This is a genomic window from Flavobacterium enshiense (genome assembly GCF_022836875.1).
GTDB classification, from domain to species: domain Bacteria; phylum Bacteroidota; class Bacteroidia; order Flavobacteriales; family Flavobacteriaceae; genus Flavobacterium; species Flavobacterium enshiense_A.
On record NZ_CP090376.1, the window covers coordinates 821,940 to 843,301 of the forward strand.

Consider the following 21,362-nt stretch of genomic DNA (forward strand, 5'->3'; position numbering starts at 1 on the left):
TGATTTTAGACCGGACTCAATAGTTTCGATAAATTTATAATTAATTTTGATAGTGGTGAGCCCGATATTGTATCGGGCTCATTTCTTTTACGTTCCGATTTTAAAATTCCAAAAAAGTTTTCAATTATAGCATTATCTTTAAATAGCTCCCTTTTTTTGACATACTCTGTGTAATCTTTTTTGTTGTAATAAATAGTGATATTGTCATCCATAAAATCGATATCCTTGTAACTCCTGGTGAAATTTGGCTGGCTTGGCAAGCAAAAATTGAAGCAAGAAATGACGTGCCAAGGTCATCTTCGACCACAACTGGATTACTTCCGTCTTTTTTTATGAACTGGAAATAAATCGGTAATTTTGTCAAAAAATTTAAAAGATGAGTTATCCGAAAGTAATATTAAAGCCGGGAAAAGAAAAATCCGTGCAACGCCGTCACCCATGGGTGTTCAGTGGCGCTGTTTACGGTGTGAGTCAGGAATTGAATGACGGGGAAATGGTGGATGTGGTGGATTCCAATAACAAGCATCTGGCGACCGGTTATTTCAGTGACCGTGGCAGTATAGTTGTGCGAATGCTGACTTTCGGAAATGAAGTTTTTGATAAAAATTTCTGGGCAGACAAACTGAAATCAGCCTGGGAATTGCGTTTGAAATTATTGAAATTACAAGAAACCAATGCCTTCCGTTTAATTCACGGTGAAGGCGATGGCATTCCCGGATTGATTATCGATTATTACGATAAAAACTGGGTGTTGCAGGCACATTCGTCGGGGATTTATTTTCAATTGGAGCAAATCGCCGAAGCCATAAAAGTGAACTTCGCTGATTACTGCGAAACCATCTATTGTAAAAGCAGCGGCACTTTGCCAAATACTGGAAAAGATTTCTTCTTATATGGTGATAAACCCGAAACGGTTGCCAAGGAAAACAATATTTTATTTGCCGTTAACTGGGTGGAAGGACAAAAAACAGGTTTCTTTTTGGACCAACGCGATAACAGAAAATTGTTGTCGCATTATGCACACGGAAAACGCGTTTTGAATACGTTTTGTTACACGGGAGGTTTTTCCATTTATGCGATGAGCGCCGGAGCGCAATTGGTTACTTCGGTTGATATCTCGGAAAAAGCTGTGGCACTTGCCGAAAGAAATATGGAACTGAATTACGACGACTGTAATCACGATGCGGTTGCTTCCGATGTGTTTGATTTCCTGAAAGAGCATAACCAACAATACGATTTGATTGTACTTGACCCGCCAGCTTTTGCCAAGAGCATTAAAAGCAAGCATACGGCCACTCAGGCATATAAACGTTTGAATATAGCTGGATTGAAAGCGTTAGCTCCAAAAGGGATTTTATTCACTTTTTCCTGTTCTCAAGTAATTGACGATGTTTTGTTCTATAATACGGTGGCAGCAGCAGCAATCGAAACAGGAAGAAATATCCGTGTATTGCACAAATTATCGCAAGGACCGGATCATCCAACTAACATTTACCATCCGGAAGGACATTACCTGAAAGGTTTGGTATTGTATGTCGAGTAGGATTAAATGAGTTTACAGTAGTTGAGTTCAGTTTTGAAACTATTATAAAAAACAAACCCCGAAAAATTATTTTCGGGGTTTTCTGTATACTGTGACTTTAAACTTTTATAAGTTTTCAAAAAAATCATTTCCTTTATCATCCGTAATGATGAATGCAGGGAAATCTTTAATGGTAATTTTACGAACTGCTTCCATGCCTAATTCTTCGAAATCAACCACTTCAACCGAAAGGATGTTTTCTTTGGCTAAGATAGCCGCTGGGCCGCCAATCGAGCCTAAATAGAAGCCTCCGTATTTGTTACACGCATTGGTAACATCTTTGGAACGGTTTCCTTTGGCCAGCATAATCATGCTTCCGCCATTTTTCTGGAATTCATCTACATAGACATCCATACGTCCGGCAGTAGTTGGTCCGAAACTTCCTGATGGCATTCCTTCCGGAGTTTTTGCCGGTCCGGCATAATAAATAGGGTGGTTTTTGAAGTATTCCGGCATCGGTTTTCCGGCATCCAATAATTCTTTGATTTTCGCATGAGCGATGTCACGAGCCACAATCAGGGTTCCGTTCAGTTTCAAACGGGTTTTGATCGGGTATTTTGACAATTCTGCCAATACTTCCGACATTGGTCTGTTCAAGTCGATTTCTACTGGATCTTCCAAATGCGGAGCTGTTTCTGGTAAGAACTGCTTTGGATTCACTTCCAATTGCTCTACGAAAATACCGTCTTTGGTAATTTTTCCTTTGATATTTCTGTCGGCTGAACAGGAAACTCCCATTCCAACCGGACAAGATGCAGCGTGACGCGGTAAACGGATTACACGAACGTCATGCGTTAGATATTTTCCGCCAAATTGTGCTCCAATATGGCTTTCTTCACAAATTTTCTGCACACGTTTTTCCCATTCCAAATCACGGAACGCCTGACCCGCCATGTTTCCGCTGGTTGGTAAGTTGTCGAAATAACCCGCAGATGCTTTTTTCACGGCAGCAAGATTCGCTTCCGCTGAAGTACCGCCAATAACGATAGCCAAGTGATACGGAGGACAAGCCGAAGTTCCCAAATCCATGATGCGTTCGCGGACGAACTCGTCTAACGATTTTTCGTTTAGCAACGATTTCGTTTTCTGATACAAGAAGGTTTTGTTGGCTGAACCGCCTCCTTTAGCTAAGAACAGGAATTCATATGAGCTTCCTTTTTTAGCATAAATATCGATTTGTGCCGGAAGGTTCGAACCGGAGTTCTTTTCCTCGAACATCGAAATAGGAACGATCTGCGAATAGCGCAGGTTTCTTTTTTCGTAAGTATTAAAAATACCTTTTGATAACCATTCGCCGTCATCGGCACCGGTATATACGTTTTCGCCTTTTTTGGCCATTACGATAGCCGTTCCGGTATCCTGACATGAAGGCAATTGCCCGTCTACAGCCACCACGGCATTTTGCAATAGGTTGTAAGCTACGAAATGGTCGTTATCGGTCGCTTCCGGATCGTCGATGATGTTTCTTAATTTTTGTAAATGTGAAGAACGCAGCATGAACGATACGTCGGTCATCGCTTCTTCCGCCAACAATTCCAATCCTTTCGGGTCCACCGTTAAGATTTCACGGTCGCCCAGTTTTTCTACTTTAACGTAGTCGGAAGTGATTTTTCGGTATTGTGTATCGTCTTTTGTAATCGGATACGGGTCTTGGTATATAAAGTCCATTGTAACAGTAATTTTAGGAGCGTAAATATAAGGAATATTGGGGAATCGAAAATGATTTGAAAGACTAGGTTTTCTTGCGTAAGATTTTTATAATCATTTTAAAAACAATATAACAGAATGCTATTAAAACCGAATATATTAAAAATTGCCAAAGAAAAAGGCCTATCGAAAAATCTTCTATTAATGTTTTCATACTTTACAGTTGATATTAGTATTGATCAAATAATTTGTTTAAAAAAACCAGCTAGCCACGAAAATCGCCGTAATCACACAAATTACATCCACCAAAAGCATCGTTCCTAGGGCGTAACGGGTATTTTTTATATTAACCGAACCAAAGTACACCGCAATCACATAAAAAGTACTTTCTGCGCTGCATTGGAAAATACTACTTAATCTTCCGGTCATAGAATCGGCTCCAAAAGTATTCATCGAATCGATTAAAAATCCTCGTGATCCTGCAGAACTGAAAGGTCGAAGCAATGCAACTGGTAAAGCATCGGTGATTTCTTTGCTTACGCCCATATTGGAGAAAACAAACGCGATCCAATTACTGATAATTTCAAATAAACCGCTGTTTCTGAATAACGAAATGGCTACTAACATTCCCAAAACATAAGGAAAAATAGTAACCCCAGTTTTAACTCCGTTATTGGCACCTGTTACAAAGGCTTCAAAAACAGTGGTGTTTGTCTCAGTAAACTTCTTTTCCTTTCGGAAGGAAAAAATCAAAGTAAAAGCAATAATTCCCACTAATATTAACGCGGAAAGATTGGAAGTGAAATAGTTTTTACCGATTAGATCCAAATGGTTTACATACATCAGCAAGCCAATGATTCCAGCAATTAATGCCATCAGGACGGCCACCAAAGAAGCGCTCTTGAAATTAATTTTTTGTTTAACGCCAACAATCAGAAAAGCGGCAATCGTACCGATAAATGAAGTGATAATACAAGGTAGCATAACATCGGCTGGGTTGGTAGCACCCGCAGCAGCCCGATAACCAATAATGGAAGTGGCAATTAAAGTGAGCCCTGAAGCATGCAGACACATGAACATAATTTGGGCATCGCTGGCTTTGTCTTTTTCGGGATTGATTTCCTGTAAACTTTGCATGGCTTTTAACCCAAATGGAGTGGCCGCAGAATCCAATCCTAAGAAATTAGCAGCAAAATTTAAAGTCATATAAGAAATAGACGGATGGTTTTTCGGAATACTCGGAAACACTTTTACAAACACGGGGCTTAGTACTTTAGCTAATTTTCCGGAAGCACCGGAGATAATCAAAAGTTCCATTAAACCACAGAAAAAAGCCAGGTACGCAATCAGTGGAAGAATCAAATCAAGTAAGGTGCTTTTACACGTTGGCAACAAACCATCCGATTTTTGGACCCCACTGAAAATCTTTACGGTTTTGTTTTTGTAAACGTAAGTCGTATCCGGATTGGTTTCGATTTTGTTGATAACAATGGTATTGTCGGGCGCTTTCTCGATGCTGTCTTTGATGAAGGCTGGAACCTGCTTCAGGTATTTTTCGGAGATTAACAGCGGTTCGTCTTTTTTACCGTTCAGCACATAGTCAATCGAATAACTGCTTCCGGAAAATAAACCGATGACCACAAAGGCAATAGAAGAAATAAAAATTGCCAACCAAAATCTGCTCAATACCATACTTAATATTTTTCGTAAATGTAATTATTTAGCGCAAAGAACACAATCAAAGTGGAAAGTTTGCAAGGCGACTAGCCCCGATAGCAACGGCATCCTTTTTTGCTTTAGCTGTAATTCCACCGAACGAGATAAGCAAAAAAGATAGAGTGGATAGCGGGAATTAGCTCCTAAATATGTATAACTTCCTCGGCAATGAGTAAATCTTCCCTTCTGAATTTCAGGAGAATCTGGGCCACGGCCACCACGTCTTTTTCACAATAGGTGATAATGCGGTCGATGTCTTTTTCCACATAAAAGGTGTGGGCTACTTCGCTGCCTTCGATATCGTCTTTAGGGGACGGAATGCCTAAAACATTGGTGAGTAATTTCAATGAAGTAAAAGTTTTGTAATCGCCGAATTTCCATAATTCCATAGTGTCCAGATGTGGAACTTCCCATGGTTTTTTACCGAACAGATTCAGTTTTAGGGGAATTGCTATCTGGTTGATTATCATACGACGAGCGATGAAAGGAAAGTCGAACTCCTTAGCATTATGTCCGCACAAAATATGTTGCGGTTGCGAAAAATGATTGTTCAGCAAATTTGAAAAGTCTTTCAGGATTTTTACTTCGTCTCCAAAAAAAGAAGTAACCCTAAAATGACGGATATCGCCCTTAAATGTAAAATAACCCACTGAAATACAGACGATTTTTCCGAATTCGGCCCAAATTCCGGCGCGTTCATAAAATTCTTCGGCGCTGAAATCGTCTTTGCGCTGGTATTTGGTTTTTTGGTCGAAAAGAGATTGTTTGGTTTCGTCCAGATTATTGAAATTTTCTTCTTCGGGAACCGTTTCGATGTCTAAAAAGAGAATGTTCTCCAGATTAATTTTCTCGATCATTTTGAATGGATTGTACTAATGCGTTTGGTTTGTATGTGAAAATTATTACAAATAAAAGAATTATTTTCTTTTTTCCAACATTTTATAAGCCTCATTGAAGTAAACGTACAAATCGTTGCTGTGCGGGTCTTCCTCTGTCTGCAATCCTTTGACGTGTCCCAAACGAACGATGATCACGTTGTCTTCCGGAACCACAATGACGAATTGCCCCAGGTGGCCGCGCATGTAAAACAATTGTTTGCCGTTGATTTTATGCAGCCAGAATCCGTAGCCGTATTGCGGACTATTTGCAAATCGAGGTCTGATGGACTTGGCAACAAAAGCGCTGTCTAAAAGTTGTTTGCCGTTCCATTTCCCAAAGTCGCGGTAGAGTTTTCCGAAGCGGGCGAAATCACGCGCGTTGCTGGCAATACAGCAGTAGGCTTTTTCAATGCCGTCCGGATTATGGTCAAGTTGCCACAGTGCTTCGTTTTCTGCTCCCATTGGCTGCCAGAATTTTTCGGAAACATAATTGGCAACGTGTTCTCCGGTCGCTTTTTCGACACACATGGCTAATAATTCGGTGGCGCCGCTTAAGTATTTGAAGGATTGTCCCGGTTTTTCAGAAACATCTAAGCCTAAAATCACTTTCTTCAGATCATTATCGAAGTAGGCGCGGGTCACAATGGAAAACGGGCTGTAATATTTTTCGTCCCAGTTCAAGCCGGATGCCATTGACGACAAATCACCCACGGTGACTTCTTTCGCATATTGTCCTTTCAAATCAGGGAAAAAATCGGTTACTTTTTGGTCTAGGCTTTTAATTTTTCCTTCCATGATCGCTTTGCCCATTGCTGCAGAAATAACGCTCTTCGCCATGGAAAACGAATTGGATTTTGAGTTTTTATCATAACCATCGTAATAGCTTTCGTGCCAGATACTGTCATTTTTAATGATCAGATAGGCAACAGTTCCCAGTTCTTTATGCTCTTTGTTCAATTCTTCGGTAGCGGGAACTGAATTGTAATCTTTGGCAATCGCCCAAGGTTGTCCCGCACCTTTTTTGATTTCACGATTCGGGAAATGGGTGTAATCTTCTAAAAATGCTGTAGTATGACCTCTGAAATAGATGGTTCGCACCGCTCGTAAAATATAATCCACATCGAAAATATACATCAGGATAACAATGGAAGCTATAATAATGCAAAACCATTTTAGGAAGCTTTTCAGAAATTTCATAGATTGGGTTTTAAAGTGGTGTTTTAACGAATTTACGCAAATTCCAAATATGTTTTTATTTTTTTGGAGCGAATGTTTTGGGCTTTTTTGATCCCGATAGCTATCGGGGACATGTTCCCGCTGTCCGCACTATACGGTAGCTGCTTCCATCGGAGCTAGGGGATAAGCCAGAGTGTTTTTGGAAAGTGATTTAATTTGTGCTTCGTAATTTAAAATAGGGTTTGCTGTTTCTCCGGATTTTCATGGTCCAAAAGCCATTTCTTGCGCCACAATCCTCCTGCGTAACCTGTCAGTGAGCCGTCAGAACCAATTACGCGGTGACACGGAACGACTATCCATAACGGGTTTTTACCATTGGCAGAAGCAACAGCGCGTATGGCTTTCACATCGCCTAATTTTTTAGAAAGTTCCAGATACGATGTGGTTTTCCCGTATGGGATTTCCAAAAGGGCTTTCCAGACTTTTTGTTGAAAATCGGTGCCTTTTGGATTGAGTTGAATGGAGAATTTGGTTCGTTTTCCTTCAAAGTATTCCTGAAGTTGTTTTACTGCATCTTTTAGCTCCACTGGAATCACTTTCGAAATTTCACCTTCCTGAAGAATCGAAATTACCGAAATACCGTTTTCATCGCCTTTAATTTTGGCGGTTCCAAGCGGCGTATTGATAAAGACTGTTTGCATTTGCTAAAGGTAACGAATTAGTCGGTGGCTTCCAATTCGAATATCTCGTTAACAGACTTTTCAAAGAGTTTGGCTAATTTTAATGCCAATACAGTTGAAGGGACGAATTTACCGGCTTCAATGGCATTGATGGTTTGCCGGCTTACCCCGATTTTTTCGGCCAGTTCCGCCTGGGTCATGTTTGCAATGGCACGCTGTACTTTTATGTTATTCTTCATCAGTTGTAAGTTTAGATGATTTATACAACATCCAGTGAAAGCGGACGATGAAAAAGATGAGTAGCGAAGCGATGTTGACTAGCAAGGCTGTAAAAAAGGAATTTCCATAAATGAAAATGATGGAAATTAAAAGCAGTGCATAATTGAAATAGGTTGCCCAAACCAAACTTTCCAGCCTGATTTTTTCAACCATTTCATCTTCGATTTTTTCTTTTGAAAATGCAGTGAATAAACCGCCTATGATTAATGCAATCATTAAAATTTCATCGGTAATGTTATTTTCAACAAAGTCAAAATACGTTGTTCCGCTCCGAGAAAAAGTATCATAGATGAAATAAAATACATTAACATTTAAGAAATCCAATTCCCAATCGATGCAAAGCCTAATGATTGAAGCTATTGTAAAAGGGACAAAAATCAACCATCCGATTCTTTTAAAAGAATGTGGAAATAAATACTTTGTTTTCATAATTGCCTAGCATTTAGAATTATAATATCAAATGTAAAACATCTTTTCCAAAAAGACAAGCAAACTTTACATTTTGTAAAATAAAAATGTCCTCCGAAGAGGACCAGTGGTTTTATTTTCCGAAACTCAGTATATAGGTTTCCAGTGCTTTACGTTCTTCGTCGGTTAGAGCTTTGGTAATGGTGAAGTTTGCCTTCATTACCTTGTATTGCGACGGATCTACAATCGGTTCGCTTTTCTCGGTAAGAAAATCGGGAATACTGGCTCCTTTTTCCTTATAGGTTTTAGCGATTATGGCCAATGGCGGGCCTACTAATTTCTCGTTAGGTTTGTGACAAGTGTGACACGTACCTCTTCCGTTAAAGATTTCTTTTCCTAATTCAAAAGAAATTTCTTCTGCTGATTTTTTTACCTCAGGGTATAAAGGTTCTTCTTCTTTCTCTTTTTTTTCTTTTCCACAAGATACCAATGCGAGTGAACCGATTAGGAAAACCATTATCAGCACGGAAAAAATGAATGTATATTTTTTCATTTTCTTAAACTTTTAACGTTAGCATCGTCTCTCAAAGTTAAGAAAAAACTGCGAGAATCTCCTGTAAAGAATCTTATTTGTTCAGTATGATTGCCGCTTCTTTAGCGAAGTACGTAGAGATTAAACTCGCACCTGCACGTTTGATACACATTAGCTGCTCCATCATGATTTTGTCGTGATCCAACCAGCCTCTCTCAGAAGCTGCTTTGATCATGGCATATTCTCCGGATACGTGGAAAACGGTTACCGGGACATTTACTGCATTTTTCACTTCGCGAACGATATCAAGGTAAGCGATTCCTGGTTTTACCATAACCATATCGGCACCTTCTTCCACATCCATTAGTGCTTCTTTCACGGCTTCGATGCGGTTAGCGTAATCCATTTGGTAGGTTTTCTTGTCTTTCGGAACTTCGATTTCGGCTTTTTTCGGCGCACTGTCCAATGCATCGCGGAACGGACCGTAAAACGCCGAAGCATATTTCGCCGAATAACTCATGATGCCCACGTTATGAAATCCAGCTTGATCCAAACCTTCACGCAAACGCATTACGCGTCCGTCCATCATGTCGCTTGGTGCTACGAAATCGGCTCCAGCCTGAGCGTGGGAAACCGCCATTCTCACTAAGGCTTCCACGGTTTTATCGTTTTCGATATCGCCGTTTTCAATGATGCCGTCATGTCCGTAAATCGAATACGGGTCTAAGGCTACATCCGGCATGACAATCATTTCCGGACAGGCTGCTTTGATGGCTTTGATGGCCTGTTGCATTAACCCATTTGGATTCCAGGCTTCTTTTCCGGTATTGTCTTTTAAATCGTCGTTGACTTTAACATAAATGTTCACGGCCCGAATGCCCAAAGCAAACAACTCTTTTACTTCTTCCACAGTCAAATCTATCGAACGACGATAAATTCCTGGCATGGAAGGGATTTCCACTTTTACGTTTTCGCCTTCAGCTATGAACATCGGGAACATAAAATCCGCCGGACTTAAACTGGTTTCACGAACTAAACTTCTTATTGATTCGTTGACTCTTAGTCTTCTGCCTCTGTGTAATGGGAACATAACTTTTTATTTATTAAATCCAAGCAACTGGATTTGCTAATACTTTAATCAATTTTTCTTCTTCGCTACCCGGTTCCGGATGATGATCGTATACCCACTGTACGTGTGGTGGTAAACTCATCAGGATGGATTCGATTCGGCCATTGGTTTTTAATCCGAACAAGGTGCCTTTGTCGTGAACTAAATTAAATTCAACATAACGCCCGCGACGGATTTCCTGCCAGGTTCGGTTGGCGTCAGTATAGGATAGATCTTTTCTTCTTTCTACAATCGGTAAATATGCCGATAAGAAGCTGTTGCCGACTTCGGTCACGAAATTGAACCAGCTTTCCATAGACATCTGTTCAGTGGCTTTCAAATGGTCGAAAAACAGACCGCCAATACCTCGGGCTTCATCACGGTGTGCGTTCCAGAAATACTCGTCGCATTGTTTTTTGAACTTCGGATAGAATTCCAGATTGTGTTTGTCGCAAGCTGTTTTACACGTTTGGTGGAAATGTTTTGCATCTTCCTCAAACAGATAATACGGCGTTAAATCCTGTCCGCCGCCAAACCATTGATTTATGGTGTTTCCTTCTTTGTCATACATTTCAAAATAACGCCAGTTCGCATGAACCGTCGGTACCATTGGGTTTTTAGGATGGATTACCAAACTCAGTCCGCAGGCAAAAAAGTCTACCTCGCCTACACCAAAATAGGTCTGCATGGCTATTGGCAATGCTCCGTGAACGGCTGAAATATTTACCCCGCCTTTTTCAAAAACGTTTCCGTTTTCAATCACGCGGGTTCTTCCGCCGCCACCTTCGGGACGCTCCCACAAATCCTGACGAAATTTTGCTTTCCCGTCCAAGTCTTCCAAACCTTTACAGATTTGGTCTTGAAGGATTTGAATGTATTTATAGAATTGTTCTTTCATTTTAGGCTAACACTAACAGCTAATGGCTATTAGTTTATTTTTGGTATTCCTTAACTGCTTCTACAAACGCCTTAGCATGATCTACCGGAATATTAGGTAAAATTCCGTGGCCAAGGTTTACGATGTATTTGTCTTTTCCGAATTCATCAATCATTTCGTGAACCATTTTCTTTATGGTCGGGATCGGCGACAATAATCTTGAAGGGTCAAAGTTTCCTTGAAGTGTAATGTTTCCGCCTGTTAAATAACGTGCGTTTTTAGGAGAACAAGTCCAATCAACACCTAAAGCAGATGCTTTCGATTTTGACATTTCGTTCAATGCAAACCAACAACCTTTACCGAATACGATTACTTCCGTTTCTTCGGCTAAAGCTTCTACAATCTGGTTGATGTATTTCCATGAGAATTCCTGATAATCGGTCGGTGATAACATCCCTCCCCAAGAATCAAAAATCTGAACGGCATTTACACCCGATTTTACTTTTTCCTTTAAATATAAGATGGTCGTATCGGTGATTTTCTGTAATAGGGTATGTGCTGCTACCGGATTCGAAAAGCAGAATCCTTTCGCAGTATCAAAACTCTTAGATCCTTTTCCTTCCACAGCATAACAGAAGATCGTCCAAGGCGAACCGGCAAAACCAATAAGTGGCACTTCGTCGTTCAGCATTTCTTTGGTCAGTTTGATGGCATCCATTACATAACCTAAGCTCTCTTCGATATTCGGAATGAACACTTTTTCCACTTGCTCCATCGTACGGATAGGATCCGGAATGATTGGTCCTAAATTGTCCTTCAATTCCACGTGAATGCCCATCGCTCTCGGTACCACCAAAATATCGGAGAACAAAATAGCGGCATCCGGTTTTACGATTCGGATTGGTTGCACGGTGATTTCGGCAGCAAGTTCCGGAGTTTCACAACGGGTGAAAAAATCGTATTTGTCACGCAATGCGCGGAATTCCGGTAAATATCTTCCCGCCTGACGCATCATCCATACTGGTGGACGTTCTACAGATTCTCCTTTTAGGGCTCTTAAAAATAGGTCGTTCTTAATCATATTTCTTTTATAGTTGCAAAGTGACAAAGTCCTTAGTTGCAAAGTTTTATTTAAACTCGTTTATACATTGGATAATCGTGTTCTCAATGGTCGGTTGGTTCGCGATTACGATATTTTTTATTCCCAGGCGATTTGCTGCTTCTGCTGTGGTGTTTCCGATGCAGAAGGCGATCTCCTTTGTTATTTTATTTTCTTTCAGGTAACTTTCCAGACCGGACGGACTAAAAAACAAAATTCCGTCAGGTTTGGTATTTATTTTTTGTGGTGTCAGTACTGTTTCGTACACGTTGATTTCATTAAAGGAAACTCCGGCTTCCTTCATCATTTCCGGTAAAGTGTCGCGACGCAGGTTTCCGCTGAAAAAAGTGTATTGGTTGTTCGGATACACCAAGGTGATGATTTCCGCAAGGTCTTCGGCATAACCAGTATAGGCTACGACTTTGAAACCGTTTTCTTCCAATAAGGTTTTGGTTTTTAATCCGACACAGAATACGTCCTTCGATTTCAGTTCAGCAACTTTTGGATGTTCTAAGATACTTTGTACTCCGTTCTGGCTACTGAAAATCAGCGAGTCATGAATATTTTTTAATTCGAATGCTATGGGTTTGGTGGTGATGAAATCGGCTTCAACCACTGAAAAACCGGCATTCAATAAATACTGTTTCTGGTTAGGTAACAATTTTTTCGTGGACAGTATGCGGATAGAATCATTCATTACTTTTTCAGTTTCGATTTGATTTCGGCCATTAAAGCTGTTCCGCCGTTATCCAATATTTCTTTGGCACAATTGAATCCGAGTTTTTTCCATTCAGAAATATCAAAAGAACGGTCGATTTCAATTTTCTCTTGACCATCAATCGAGAATAAAACACCTTTAAAATGAATGGTGTCATCAATTTCGTTGTATTTGGCAATGGCGCCAATAGGTGCGGTACAACCACCTTCAAGGGTTCTTAAAAACTGGCGTTCTATATAGGTGCAGATTTCGGTTTCGATATGGTTCAGTTGAGCTAAAGCGTCTAAAGAGAATTCGTCGTTTTCCATAGCCACAACCAACATAGCGCCTTGTGCAGGAGCTGGTATCATCCAATCTAAGTCAATAAAGGTTTCAGGCTTTAAGTTGATTCTCTCCAGACCGGCCGCGGCAAAAATTGCTCCATCCCAATCACTTTCGTTTAATTTCTGCATGCGCGTGTTTACGTTTCCGCGCAAATCCACTGTTTTGTGATTGGGGTATTTATTGAGCCATTGTGCCTGACGTCGTAAACTTCCAGTGGCTACAGTTCCTGATCCGTTTAAAAAATCCACATTGCCTCTATGTACTAAAATGTCTAATACATTGGCTCTTTCCAAGACTGCTGCCTGGACGATTCCTTGCGGCAAAGCGGTCGGAACGTCTTTCATCGAATGAACGGCAATATCAATTTGACCCGAAATCATTGCAATGTCCAAGGTTTTTGTAAAAATTCCGGTGATGCCCAATTCGTATAAGGGCTTATCCAGAATTATGTCGCCGGTTGATTTCACGGCTACTATTTCTGTGGAATACCCAAGTTCCTGTAATAGATGTTGAACGGTGTGTGCCTGCCATAAGGCCAGTTCACTGTCACGGGTTCCTATGCGTATGGTTTTAGTCATTTTTTACGGTTTCTATCTGAAAGATTTTTTCGATCCACTCGATGCTTTCATCGACCATGGTATTATCGTCTTTGAGATGATTGGCAAAATGGTTTGTGATTTTCTGGATGATGCGGCTGCTTATCAATTCTGCTTGTTCTTCATCAAAATTGTTTATTTTTTTGCGATGAAGCGTCAACTCTTTGTCCTTGATGGTGTTCAGCTTTTCTTTTAAAGCGTGAATAGTAGGCGCAAATTTTCGGGCTTTCGTCCAACTGATGAATTCGTCTTTGATCTCTTCGATGATGGCTTCGGCTGCAGGGATGTGTTTTCTTCGATTTTCCAGGGTTTCGTCGGTCATTTGCGATAAATGATCCATGTGGATTAATGTTACATCGTCTAATTCCTGAACATTTTCGTGTACGTTTTTCGGAACAGATAAATCCAGAATTAGTAACGGTTTTTTAAGGTTCAGGATTGCTTTGTCGATTGTTGGGTTCTGTGCACCGGTGGCGACCACCAAAACATCGGCCTTTTGAATTTCTGCTTCTAAATTAGCATAGTCTTTAACGATAACATTTAGTTTTCGGGCTAATTTTTCGGCTTTATCTTTAGTTCTGTTTATAAGAGTGATTTGCTCGTGTTTGGTATGTTTTACCAGGTTTTCGCAAGTGTTTCTTCCTATTTTTCCGGTTCCGAAAAGCAGTATATTTTTATTGGAAATGTCTTCTACGTTGTTGAAAATGTATCGAACGGCTGCAAAGGAAACCGAAGTGGCACCCGAGGAAATTTCAGTTTCATTTTTAATGCGCTTGCTGGTTTGGATTACCGCATTGCACAAGCGTTCCATATAATTATTGACAAGGTTGTGGCCTTTACTGGCTACGAAACTGTTTTTTATCTGACTGATGATTTCAAAGTCGCCTAAGATCTGACTATCCAAACCGGTTCCTACACGAAACATGTGGCCAATCGCTTCGGTGTTTTTGTGTACATAAGCTACTTTCTGAAAATCTTCTATAGTTCCCTGGCTGTTCTCGCACAACAGTTTAATTAACTGAAACGGGTGTTGCGCAAAGCCATATATTTCGGTTCTGTTACAGGTGGAAGTGACAATTAAACTTTCTATCCCTTCATTTTTAGCTTGTAGCAGTAATGCTTCCTTAGCCGCATTGTCCAAACTGAATTTTCCCCTGATCTCTGCATCCGCCTTCTTGTAACTCAATCCGACAACATAGAAAGAAGTAGGTTTTGATATAGTAGTGTTTTCCATGTTTTTCACTTTTTTACTAAAAGTAGAACAAAAGTACTGCTAACCGTTTTATAAAAATAACGCTGTAAGGACTATTTGTGTCGCTGAGAGATTTTTTGTCTCATAAAAGGTTCATTTGTGTTATTTCTTGTAAATTTGCATATAAATCAACCTTTCAGAAAGATTTTATTTAGAGTGATTCTAAATAAATTTTAATTGTCTTTCAAATAAAGTTACAAAAAAATATCGCTATGGGTTCTATGGAAGAGATAAAAATTGAGGAGGACTTTATTTTACTTCGTTTTCAGAATGATTCGGAGGAGATTGTTCGGTTTGAACGTCCCGTAAATATGGGGCTTATACAATTTCATTTTGGCTTGAAAGGAAGTGCGAAGTTTGTTTTTAATCAGGGTGCTTATGTGTTAGCCTTGAATGAAGAGAAATCGCTTTTGCTATATAATCCGCAAAAAGAGTTGCCACTTCAGATGGAAATTGCACCTAAATCATGGGTAATTTCGGTTTTGGTTTCGATCAGGAAATTTCACGGTTTGTTGTCGGATCAGGCAGAGCATATTCCGTTTCTAAGTGATCAGAATCAGGGTAAAAAATATTACGGTGAGGAAAATATCAGCCCCTCGATGGCTATTGTGCTTAACCAAATGTTTCATTATTCGCTGAATCCGTCGATTAAAAACATGTATTACAAGGGGAAAGGATATGAGTTGCTGAGTTTGTTTTTTAACAGGAACGAAGATCCAGATGCCGAGCAATGTCCTTTTTTAATTGACGAGGAAAATGTATTAAGACTTAAGAAAGCTAAGGAAATAATAATCGCCAATATGGGTGAACCGCCGGGATTGCAAGAATTGGCGGACCAGGTGGGATTGAATCTGAAGAAATTAAAAATGGGTTTCAAGCAGATTTACGGCGATACGGTTTACGGTTTCTTGTTTGATTACAAAATGGAATATGCGCGTCGTTTGCTGGATTCCGGTTCGTATAATGTGAACGAGGTTGGGCTGAAAATTGGCTACAGCACGGCTAGTCATTTTATTGCCGGTTTTAAAAAGAAATACGGAACCACACCTAAAAAGTATTTGCTTGAGAAAGCAGTATAATAAAAAAACACCCTTTCGGGTGTTTTTTCTTTTTATTGATAATAGTGAGCTATGATTTGAACTTCGTCGTTACTGGTTCCAATCCACATTTTCATAGCTCCCGCTCCACTCGTATCTGATACTGCAAGTTGTGCCGAAAACATTGGACAATAAGTTCCTGGCGGCAGTTTTACGTAATCTGAGCCATTAGTATGGAAGTTATCCGTGGCCCCCCTATTGTCATCACGATTGGTGTAGAATTGGCCACTGATGCCTAATGCTCCGCCAAGGGTTGAAGTTCCATTGTCAATCGTAAATGCGCCTCCGATTAAATTTCCGTCAAGGTCTCTTGTCACAACGGGACCTAAGTGGCTTCCTTGTCTGAAATACATTAGTGTTTGCATTACTCTTGCTTGTCCATCATTTACCCGAATGTTGGCATTTTTTTCAATATCCCAGGAAAGAGAGTAGTTAATCTCTAGAATTGCTGGTCTAGTCAAGGTAAAAGTTGAATTAGGGATATCTCTGGGGGTCCCAGTATAATCAAAACCGTCTCCGTAACCGTGTTGGGTTATAAGGTTGATAGATGCCTCTCTTTCGTCTTTGAGGTAATTTTCAGCGTCAAATAAAATAGCAATATTGTCCTGAACTTGTCCTAGCACAAGGTCTCCGTTGGCATCAACAAAGACGCGTGATGAATTTCCGGGACCAAGATTTTTGGGGTTGTTGGGATAACTTAAGCCGTCTACTTTAACAGCAGCGGTTGGGCCGGCAATATGCAAACCTTGTTGTGGAGAGGTTGTGTTAATGCCGACTTGAGCAAAAATACTTATTGGACTAAGTAGTAAAGCGGTGTAAATGTATTTTTTCATAATAGGATGCATTTTAATTGTAAACTCTCACTTTTAGTATGTCCTCAGCGCCACCGAAACCGATAGAAGTAACTTTGGTTGGACCATCGTATATTTCTGTAAAAAAGTAGAGTCGGTGAGTCCCAGGAGGTACTGTTGTATAACCTTGTCCGTTGGTGAAGGAGTATCCTAGGATGCCTTGATTAAGTGAAGCATAACTTTGTGATGAAAAGCCGTATTTTTTGGAAAGTTCTGTTGCGGTTAATCCGTCATCATCGATGTCTAGGCAAAAGTATATTTTGAAAATTCTTTCCGAGCAATCGTTGAACGGTATCAAAGATGCTGACATATTTGAGGAAGGAGACAATATAGATGTGATCGAGTATTTTACCTCCACCAATGCGGATCCGGCAGATGTGAAGCCAAATGTTGTGATTAATCCTGTAGTGTTTGTTTCTGAAGCAGGACTGGAGACTATGGTTCCTAAATTTTGAGGGCCATTTGGGATGAAATTTGGGATGTTGAGTAAGAAATTGATAGGGGCAATGCTTCCATCTGGTGCTGTACCGTTATTTGTTGAAGGATTTAAGGTGATGTCTCCGAGTGCTGTTACATAAGCGAGAGAGGGTTTTATTCCATCATTATGTGTGGGATTGTTTGCCGCATTTAGACTTTCGATTCTGATGGTGGAGTTGTTTCCAGCTATGTGCAGGGTGGCTTCAGGATTGCTTGTTCCTATTCCGATTTGTGAAAAAGTAAATGTCGGGACTAATAGTAAAAGTAAAAGTGTTTTCATGGTAGTGGGGTTTTAATAGAGTCTCATGAATACGGAATCCGTGTCAATGGCCATTTTGACATAGGTTGCCATTGAGGGTAAATTTGATGATACTTCGGCCTTGAACTTTAGGGTGTGTGTTCCTGGAGTAAGCTGAACATAGGTTGTACTCGTGTTATACAAATTACCTGCTGCGCATAGCCGAGCATAACTATCGTAAGGAGCTGGGTTGCTTGTATTGAGGTTCATGTAGCTTCTTGAGGCTTGGCCGTACTTTCTAGTGGAAGAGTCAAGTGTGTAATAGGTCGAAATGCGTCTTGCTCCTCCATCCCGAATTAGGGCAAGGTCTTCATATTGATAAACCTGAAAGCTTACGCTATACTTTACTTCGAGAATGGCTGCCCTGGGTACGGTAATAGTGTAAGTGTAAAAAGTTGCTTCGACTTTTCCATCTGCATCGCCAGTGGTCATCCTGAGATTACTTGTAGGAATTGTTGTGTTGTCGATGGCGTCTATCCCGTCGCTGTTGGTTAAAGTTTCTAATTTTAACGAAAGGACTCCGTTACTATCTACATAAAGCGGAAAAGTGCCTGTGGGGATTATGTTTCCTCCGTTCGCGGGGTTGTTGTTTTTGTCTACACTTTCAATGCGTACCGTTCCAACGGTTTTGTCCAGGTGAAGTTTTTGTTGTGGATTAGTTGTTCCAATTCCAACAGCCTTTGTTTGGGCCTGTATGGAAAGTGAAAGGAGCAATAAAAGTGATAAGTAGGTGTTTTTCATGCTCGTCAGATTTTAGGGGTTAATAATTTTTTTGGGATTGTTTAAATAAGATGCAAATTACTATACATGGTTGCGTTATGTTTTAAATAAATATTAATTTTATTTGAATAATGTATTAAAAAACAAGTATTTGTATAAAAATAACAAAAAGCATTTATTATGTTTGAGAAAAGTAAAAATATAACCTTTTTACTACATTTTGTTATAGTTAAAAAAATACGTAGGAAAATATTTGTTTTTTTAACGAGACAATTGTAATACAAATATGATTAAAAAATCATTAGTCACTGTAGTGTTTTTCGTGCTTTTTTATCACAAATTACATTTATTATTTTAAATTTTTTTAAGAATAAGCGGTTGTGTTTTCAAAAATGATCTTTTTTCAGTCGTTTTGTCCCTATTTGTTGATTGGTGTGATAAAAAAGAGGCTGCCCATAAGGCAGCCTCTTTTTTATTTAACTATGGTTTGGTTAGTTGTAGTAATGGGCAATTATCTGCACTTCATCTTGTCCGCCACCTAAAAACATTTTTACGGCTCCTGTTCCGGAGGTGTCACCAACAGCAAGTTGAGCAGCAAACATTGGACAATAAGTCCCAGGGCCTAGTTTTACATAGTCTGTACCGGTATTGAAGCCGTGTTTGTTTGCTCCTGTCGTTGATCCGCATGTGTAAAATTGTCCGTTTAGCCCCAATGCATATCCTATGGTTAAGGGCACACCATCTAAATCATTAGTTACGATAGGTCCTGAAGGGCCGCCATTTCTTAAATAAAGTAGTGTTTGTACTACCCGGGCATGCTGATCATCTACAGGGCTGCCTGACTTTTCGATTTCCCAACTAATGGAATAGTTAATTTCTACAATCGCATTTCTGGTTAACGTAAATGTATCAAGCCCAGCTCCTGATTGTCTCGGCCAACCTGCATTGGTGTAGCCGGAACCTGTTCCCGTTTGGTTGATTACGTTCGCATCGGCACCACCTGTATCTTGTGGATCGGATAGGTAATTAAAGGGGTTGAACAAGACTTCTATATTGTTTGTTACTGTGCCGAGTACCAAATCTCCATCGCCATCAACAAAAACCCTAGTCGAGTTTCCTGCGCCTAAGTTTCCTGTGTTATTTGCGGCGTTTAACCCTTCTACTCTAATTGTAGAAGTATTGCTGGCTACATGAACCTCTTCAAGAGGTGTTGTTGTATTTACTCCAATTTGAGCAAAAAAAGTGGTGGGAAGTGAAATTAATATGTAGTAAAAGTGTTTCATAAGTTAATTGTATAATCTGATTTTTAAATAATCTAAGTCGCCTCCAAAACCAACACTCGTATATTTGTTAGTTCCGTCCGATGTTTTTGCAAAAAATCTCAATGAATGATTGCCGGCAGGTATATTTGCATATCCGTGCGCATTCATATAGGGGTAGCCCATAATTCCCTGGGTTAATGAAGCTATGGCCTGTCCTTTATTGCCGTATTGTTTGGAAAGTTCAATAGCATTTAATCCGTCATTATTTAAATCGATACAATAATATACTTCAAAGGTTCTTGTGGATTTGTCGTCAAGTGGTGAACCAGCTGGTGTTGCAATCATATCGACATCTGAAACTACGACGGTGATGCCATATTTTACTTCGATTAATGCATTTTGAGGAGAATTAAAAGGTACAGAGATTAACTCCGTAAAGGCGGTAGTGGTAGTCAGGTCATTATTAAGTACGACGCCATTGTAGTTTGGTCCGTCGGGAATAAAATTCCCAACATTGATTAGAAAGTTCAAAGGGACGATGCCGCCTGGTGTACCTGCGCTTGAAAGGTAGTTCGAAGGGTAAAGAGTTAGTTCTCCGTCTTTGTCTACATAAAGCGGTGCTAATTTCACGCCGTTATTAAGAACAGGGTTGTTTGCCGAATTTAGTTTTTCGATTCGTATAGTCGAAGTCGTTCCGGCAATGTGCAGGTCTTTTTGAGGATTGGCAGTTCCTATACCGACTTGCGCATAAAATGAGGCTGAGACGAACAGCAATAGGTATTTTATTTTTTTCATAATGATGAAGTTTAGTATAGTCTCATGAATACCGAGTCGTTTCCTATTGCAAAATTGACAAGAGTGGCCATTGAAGTTGATCCGGTTTTTAATTCGCCATAAAATCGTAATGTGTGTGTGCCTGGTGTGAGTGTGATATAAGTAGTGCTGCAATTGTACATCGCCATATCTGCTGAATTCGACGGAGTGGCGCTTAAGTCATTGTTGTTGTAATAGCATTTGGATGATTGGCCGTATCTGGGAGTTGTTGCTGCTAAAACAGACGTGTCAAGTGTGTAGAAGGTTGATATTAGTCTTGGTTTGGTATCTTTTATTTTTGTTGTTGCATCTTTTAATACCTGAAAACTGATGTTGTATTTTACCTCTAGAACTGCATTTCTGTTTACAGTTATTGTATAGGGTAGGATTACTGCATCACGAGACCCTGTGGGAGTGCTTCCTGCCGTCATGATCAGTGAGGTGTTTGAAAGTGGGGTTGATGATGTTATAGCATCCGAGCCGTCACTGTTTTGAAAAGTAGAAACGCTAAGGGTTAGGTCTCCGTTTTCATTCACGTAAACGGGATAGGTTTTATCGGAACCACCACCGTTGTAGGGATTGTTCGGGGTGTTTAGTCCGTCAACTCTTATTGTTCCGGTCTGTGAGGCTAAATGGAGTTTTTGCTGTGGGTTGGTCGTTTTTATTCCGACACCGGCCAGTTGAGAAAAGGATTCATTGCACCAAAGGCAAAAGAGTAAAAGAGAAAGTAGCGAGTAAAGTTTTGTCATATCATACAAGGTTTAATAATTGATTATTGTTTAAATTTTAAATAATTTCATGCGTATTTGTTGTATTAGGACTTATTTTTCGATTTAGCGGCAATTATATGGCTAGTATAACAATTATTTAACAAAAAATAGATAAACTGTTCATAAAATCGACAAACGGCATTGTTTTTTAAGATTTGGGGTTTTTAATAAAATTGAAATAGGCTTTAATTAAATTTGTAAT

Annotated in this window: 22 protein-coding genes; 2 read left to right on the top strand and 20 right to left on the bottom strand. The window is 39.9% G+C overall.

Annotated features, from left to right (window positions below):
• The first annotated feature begins 376 nt into the window (after positions 1-376).
• Entirely contained in the window at positions 377-1,543 is a 1,167-nt protein-coding gene (locus LZF87_RS03680) for a class I SAM-dependent rRNA methyltransferase (RefSeq protein ID WP_244341885.1), read from the top strand.
• A 105-nt stretch (positions 1,544-1,648) separates the two neighbouring features.
• Here LZF87_RS03680 and LZF87_RS03685 read toward each other — a convergent pair whose 3' ends face one another.
• The 14 genes from LZF87_RS03685 to hemA all read right to left on the bottom strand — a co-directional run bounded on the left by LZF87_RS03685 (position 1,649) and on the right by hemA (position 14,854).
• Positions 1,649-3,250, bottom strand: coding sequence for a fumarate hydratase (locus LZF87_RS03685; RefSeq protein ID WP_244341886.1), 1,602 nt, complete (start codon positions 3,248-3,250; stop codon positions 1,649-1,651).
• Positions 3,251-3,481: 231 nt separating this feature from the next.
• Positions 3,482-4,921 (bottom strand): nucleoside recognition domain-containing protein, encoded by a 1,440-nt coding sequence (locus LZF87_RS03690; RefSeq protein WP_244341887.1) that lies wholly within the window; start codon positions 4,919-4,921, stop codon positions 3,482-3,484.
• Positions 4,922-5,088: 167 nt separating this feature from the next.
• Positions 5,089-5,802 (bottom strand): 3'-5' exonuclease, encoded by a 714-nt coding sequence (locus LZF87_RS03695; protein WP_244341888.1) that lies wholly within the window; start codon positions 5,800-5,802, stop codon positions 5,089-5,091.
• A gap of 60 nt (positions 5,803-5,862) precedes the next feature.
• Positions 5,863-7,020, bottom strand: coding sequence for a serine hydrolase domain-containing protein (locus LZF87_RS03700; RefSeq protein ID WP_244341889.1), 1,158 nt, complete (start codon positions 7,018-7,020; stop codon positions 5,863-5,865).
• A gap of 209 nt (positions 7,021-7,229) precedes the next feature.
• Positions 7,230-7,700 carry a methylated-DNA--[protein]-cysteine S-methyltransferase gene (locus LZF87_RS03705; RefSeq protein WP_244341890.1) on the bottom strand — a complete coding sequence of 157 codons (471 nt, stop codon included), beginning with the start codon at positions 7,698-7,700 and terminating at the stop codon, positions 7,230-7,232.
• A 17-nt stretch (positions 7,701-7,717) separates the two neighbouring features.
• Positions 7,718-7,918: a helix-turn-helix transcriptional regulator gene (locus LZF87_RS03710; RefSeq protein WP_244341891.1), complete on the bottom strand. Its 201-nt coding sequence runs from the start codon at positions 7,916-7,918 to the stop codon at positions 7,718-7,720.
• Positions 7,908-8,387, bottom strand: coding sequence for a hypothetical protein (locus LZF87_RS03715; RefSeq protein WP_244341892.1), 480 nt, complete (start codon positions 8,385-8,387; stop codon positions 7,908-7,910). The genes LZF87_RS03710 and LZF87_RS03715 overlap by 11 nt, the downstream gene beginning before the upstream one ends.
• A 112-nt stretch (positions 8,388-8,499) precedes the next feature.
• Entirely contained in the window at positions 8,500-8,919 is a 420-nt protein-coding gene (locus LZF87_RS03720) for a c-type cytochrome (protein WP_244341893.1), read from the bottom strand.
• Between the two features lie 73 nt (positions 8,920-8,992).
• Positions 8,993-9,988, bottom strand: coding sequence for a porphobilinogen synthase (hemB, locus tag LZF87_RS03725; RefSeq protein WP_244341894.1), 996 nt, complete (start codon positions 9,986-9,988; stop codon positions 8,993-8,995).
• Positions 9,989-10,001: 13 nt separating this feature from the next.
• A complete protein-coding gene (gene hemF, locus LZF87_RS03730; RefSeq protein WP_244341895.1) occupies positions 10,002-10,904 on the bottom strand; it encodes an oxygen-dependent coproporphyrinogen oxidase in 903 nt (300 codons plus the stop codon).
• 34 nt (positions 10,905-10,938) lie between these two features.
• Positions 10,939-11,964, bottom strand: coding sequence for a uroporphyrinogen decarboxylase (gene hemE, locus LZF87_RS03735; protein WP_244341896.1), 1,026 nt, complete (start codon positions 11,962-11,964; stop codon positions 10,939-10,941).
• 46 nt (positions 11,965-12,010) lie between these two features.
• Positions 12,011-12,679: a uroporphyrinogen-III synthase gene (locus tag LZF87_RS03740; protein ID WP_244341897.1), complete on the bottom strand. Its 669-nt coding sequence runs from the start codon at positions 12,677-12,679 to the stop codon at positions 12,011-12,013.
• Entirely contained in the window at positions 12,679-13,602 is a 924-nt protein-coding gene (gene hemC / locus LZF87_RS03745; protein WP_244341898.1) for a hydroxymethylbilane synthase, read from the bottom strand. The genes LZF87_RS03740 and hemC overlap by 1 nt, the downstream gene beginning before the upstream one ends.
• Positions 13,595-14,854, bottom strand: coding sequence for a glutamyl-tRNA reductase (hemA, locus tag LZF87_RS03750; protein WP_244341899.1), 1,260 nt, complete (start codon positions 14,852-14,854; stop codon positions 13,595-13,597). The genes hemC and hemA overlap by 8 nt, the downstream gene beginning before the upstream one ends.
• A gap of 230 nt (positions 14,855-15,084) precedes the next feature.
• On the opposite strand from hemA, the gene LZF87_RS03755 reads away from it, so the two are divergent.
• Complete coding sequence (locus LZF87_RS03755; RefSeq protein WP_244341900.1) at positions 15,085-15,951, top strand: helix-turn-helix transcriptional regulator; 867 nt, start codon at positions 15,085-15,087, stop codon at positions 15,949-15,951.
• A 32-nt stretch (positions 15,952-15,983) separates the two neighbouring features.
• On the opposite strand, the gene LZF87_RS03760 is transcribed toward LZF87_RS03755, so the two are convergent.
• The 6 genes from LZF87_RS03760 to LZF87_RS03785 all read right to left on the bottom strand — a co-directional run bounded on the left by LZF87_RS03760 (position 15,984) and on the right by LZF87_RS03785 (position 21,139).
• Positions 15,984-16,802 (bottom strand): hypothetical protein, encoded by an 819-nt coding sequence (locus LZF87_RS03760; protein ID WP_244341901.1) that lies wholly within the window; start codon positions 16,800-16,802, stop codon positions 15,984-15,986.
• A 13-nt stretch (positions 16,803-16,815) separates the two neighbouring features.
• The gene (locus LZF87_RS03765; protein ID WP_244341902.1) at positions 16,816-17,577 is read right to left on the bottom strand and encodes a hypothetical protein; all 762 of its coding nucleotides are present in this window, start codon (positions 17,575-17,577) and stop codon (positions 16,816-16,818) included.
• Between the two features lie 12 nt (positions 17,578-17,589).
• A complete protein-coding gene (locus tag LZF87_RS03770) occupies positions 17,590-18,336 on the bottom strand; it encodes a hypothetical protein (RefSeq protein WP_244341903.1) in 747 nt (248 codons plus the stop codon).
• A 470-nt stretch (positions 18,337-18,806) separates the two neighbouring features.
• Entirely contained in the window at positions 18,807-19,598 is a 792-nt protein-coding gene (locus LZF87_RS03775) for a hypothetical protein (RefSeq protein WP_244341904.1), read from the bottom strand.
• A 3-nt stretch (positions 19,599-19,601) separates the two neighbouring features.
• Complete coding sequence (locus tag LZF87_RS03780) at positions 19,602-20,372, bottom strand: hypothetical protein (protein ID WP_244341905.1); 771 nt, start codon at positions 20,370-20,372, stop codon at positions 19,602-19,604.
• 11 nt (positions 20,373-20,383) lie between these two features.
• Positions 20,384-21,139: a hypothetical protein gene (locus LZF87_RS03785; RefSeq protein WP_244341906.1), complete on the bottom strand. Its 756-nt coding sequence runs from the start codon at positions 21,137-21,139 to the stop codon at positions 20,384-20,386.
• Positions 21,140-21,362: the final 223 nt, after the last annotated feature.